Annotated in this window: 3 protein-coding genes; 2 read left to right on the top strand and 1 reads right to left on the bottom strand. The window is 70.4% G+C overall.

Features of this window, described 5'->3' with window-relative positions:
* The first annotated feature begins 222 nt into the window (after window positions 1-222).
* Window positions 223-1,110 (top strand): winged helix-turn-helix transcriptional regulator, encoded by an 888-nt coding sequence (locus AB0J68_RS30045; protein WP_363941994.1) that lies wholly within the window; start codon window positions 223-225, stop codon window positions 1,108-1,110.
* A gap of 40 nt (window positions 1,111-1,150) precedes the next feature.
* Here AB0J68_RS30045 and AB0J68_RS30040 read toward each other — a convergent pair whose 3' ends face one another.
* The gene (locus AB0J68_RS30040; RefSeq protein WP_363941992.1) at window positions 1,151-2,521 is read right to left on the bottom strand and encodes a glycosyl hydrolase family 18 protein; all 1,371 of its coding nucleotides are present in this window, start codon (window positions 2,519-2,521) and stop codon (window positions 1,151-1,153) included.
* Window positions 2,522-2,725: 204 nt separating this feature from the next.
* Here AB0J68_RS30040 and AB0J68_RS30035 point away from each other — a divergent pair.
* A partial coding sequence (locus AB0J68_RS30035) for an aminopeptidase P family N-terminal domain-containing protein (RefSeq protein WP_363941989.1) occupies window positions 2,726-3,043 on the top strand: 318 nt, incomplete at its 3' end.

Here is a 3,043-nt window from a genome sequence, read left to right as displayed (position 1 = left end):
CCGCCGACCCGACCAGACTGGTCGTGCCGGCGGTCCACCAGCGCCAGAACACACCGGCTCGTTCGTCGACGTGCATGTCGTCGGCCCCCGTCCGTCGCGCCGATGCGTTCCCGGTGTCAGTGCGTTGCCGTTGGCGCTGCGTGCCGTTGGCGGCGCGTGCCGGGGATTGTCCGTTCCAATCTGGAACGGACTATAGTCGTGTCGGGCGGAGGGAGGAAGCGGGTGCGACGAGAGGATCTCGCGGACGCGGACTGCGGCATCGCGCAGGCGCTCGGCGTGCTGGGGGACTGGTGGACGTTCCTCATCGTGCGCGACGTCGCCGGCGGCACGACCCGCTTCGACGCGCTACAGCGCGAACTGGGCGTCAGTCGGCGGGCGCTTACCGAACGCCTCGCCGCCCTGGTCGAGCACGGCGTGCTGGAACGCCGCCCGTACTCGGCGCACCCGCCCCGGCACGACTATCTACTGACCACGAAGGGCGAGGGCCTGCTGCCGGTGTTGATCGCCCTGCAGGACTGGGGAACGAGGCACCTGATGGGTGACGGAGAGCTGACCGCGACCACCGACGACGCCTCGGCCGAGGCCCGGCGGGCACACGCGCTGGTGGGCCGACGGCTGCCGGAGGTCGCCCTGCCCGGCGCCGACGGCCGGCCGGTCGCGTTGACCGCGCCGGACGTCTGGAGCGTCCACTACCTCTTCCCCGGGGCGTACGCGCCGGGGACGCACGGCTACCCGCCGGGCTGGGCGGAGATCCCCGGCGCCCGGGGCTGCACCCTCGAATCGACCACGTACGCCGACCGGCACCCGGCCTTCGAGGCGGCCGGGGTACGCGTGTGCGGGATCAGCACCCAGCGGCCGGACCAGCTCGCCGAGTTCGCCGCGTACGCGGGGCTGCCGTTTCCGTTGCTGTCCGATCAGGACGGTCGGCTCGCCGCGGGGCTGCTGCTGCCGGTCTTCTCCGCCGGCGGGGTGACCCGGTTCAAGCGACTGACGATGCTCGTCGACCCGACGTCGGTGGTGCGGGCGGTGCAGTTCCCGGTCACCGATCCGGCCGGATCGGTCGACGAGATGCTGGCCCTGGCCCGCGACCACGCGACGATCCCCGGCTGACGCGGGGCGTCGACCGGGGATCGCAGCGTCAGGTTCAGGTTCAGGCCGGAAGCGTCCAGCGCTGGTTGGCGCCGGCGAAGCAGTCCCAGATCTGCAACCGGGCGCCGTCGGCCGAGCTGTTGTCGGTGACGTCCAGGCACTTGTTGGACTGCGGGTTGCGCAGCGTGCCGTTGGACTGCGCCTGCCAGACCTGGGCGCCGCTGCCGTTGCAGTCGTACAGCTGCACCTTGGCGCCGTTGGCGGTGGAGCCGCTGGTGATGTCGGCGCACTTGCCGAGGGCGCGTAGCGTGCCGTCGCTGGCGACGGTCCAGGTCTGCGCGTTGGTGCCGTTGCAGCCCCAGAGCTGGATGGCGGTGCCGTTGGCGGTGCTCGCGGACGCCACGTCGACGCACTTGCCGCCGAGGCCGGTGATCTGGCCGGTACGACCGGACGGCGGCGGGGTGGTGCCGCCCATGATGGTGTCGTACATGGCGCTGACCAGCGAGGTGGAGCCGGTGGTGTCCTGCGACAGCTCCCAGTTCATGACGCCGCCGGCGTTGGTCAGCGCCCACTGCGTCTTGCGCTTGACGGTCGGGACGCCGTTGTAGCACTGCTGCGCGCCGCCGGCCGTGGTGCAGTCCCGGTTGGCGTTGGCCGGGTCCAGGGCGACGAGCGCCGAGTACGTGTAGTAGCCGGGGCGGCTGTAGAACGGGATGCCGAGGACGGCCTTGCTGGCCGGCAGGCCGCGGGACTTCCACAGGTTGATGCTGTTGATCGACCAGTCGTAGTTGGAGTGCGGGCTGCCGCCGTCGTACGCCATGATGTTGAGCCAGTCGACCTGGCCGAACACGGCCGTCGGCACGCCGTCGAGGTAGTAGCCCTCGGAGACGACGGCCGCGGTGAGCAGCTTGCCGCGGCTGTGCATGGCGCTGCCGAGCTGGGTCATGAGCTGGCTGTAGTTGTTCGCCGAGGCGCCCGGGTCCGGATACTCCCAGTCGATGTCGACGCCGTCGAGGTTGTACTGGTTGACGAAGTTGACCAGGTTGTTGACGAAGGCGGTCCGGCTGCCGGAGTTGGCCGCGAGGGCCTCGAAGGCCGAGTCGTTGCCGTCGTTCCAGCCGCCGACGGCGATCGAGACCTTGACGTCGTTGGCGTGCGCCTGGGAGACCAGCGAGGAGAGTTTGCTCGGGTTCTCCACGGCGCGCAGGCTGCCGTCGTTGTTGGGCAGCACGAACGCGTAGTTGATGTGGGTGAGCTTGTTGTACTGGATGGTGTTGACGTTGCCAGCCCACGAGGGCATGTAGCCGACGCTCTTGAAGTTGTTCGGCAGCACCACGGCCTGCGCGGCGGTGGGGACGAGGGTGACGGTGGCGGCGGCGGTGGCCAGGGCGAGCAGGCCGGCGGTGCGGGCGCGGCGCAGTGGTGAGGACATCGGGGGCCTTCCCGTGGGCGGGGGACGACGCCCGCCCGCGCAGGGTTGTCGCGGGCGGGAAATGCGGTACGCAGAAACGGGTGGCCTCGAGGCAGCCAAATCTTAAAGAGTGTTAACTGTCGGCGTCAATCAACGCCGATGGATTTCCTCGCCCGGGCGGATGCGGGGTTCTGGGGATGCCCAAACGACCGTTAAGCTCACGGGGTGGGAACCGATGAGTTGTACCCGCCGGACCGGCTGCTCGCCGCGCAGCGCGCCACCGCCGCGGCCGGCCTGGACGCGCTGCTGCTCACGCCCGGCTCCGACCTGCGCTACCTGACCGGGTACGACGCCCACGTGGGGGAGCGGTTGACCTGCCTGGTGCTGCCCGCCGAGGGTGCGCCCACGCTCATCGTGCCCCGGCTGGAGCGTCCGGCCGCGGAGGCGGCTCAAGCGCAGGTGCTTCGAGAGCTTAGGCAGCACGAAGACCAGACGGTGGTCGGTGACGTAGAGGACGTCTCGGTCCGGGGATTCGGCCTTGTC

This window comes from Micromonospora sp. NPDC049580, from assembly GCF_040675595.1.
Lineage (GTDB): Bacteria > Actinomycetota > Actinomycetes > Mycobacteriales > Micromonosporaceae > Micromonospora.
The sequence above is the reverse complement of the archived record's forward strand: the minus strand, read 5'-3'. Positions and strand labels throughout refer to the sequence as shown.

What these genes read in the sequence shown, in the direction of transcription:
- AB0J68_RS30040 (WP_363941992.1), bottom strand. Translation starts at nt 2,521, where the DNA reads ATGTCCTCACCACTGCGCCGCGCCCGCACCGCCGGCCTGCTCGCCCTG.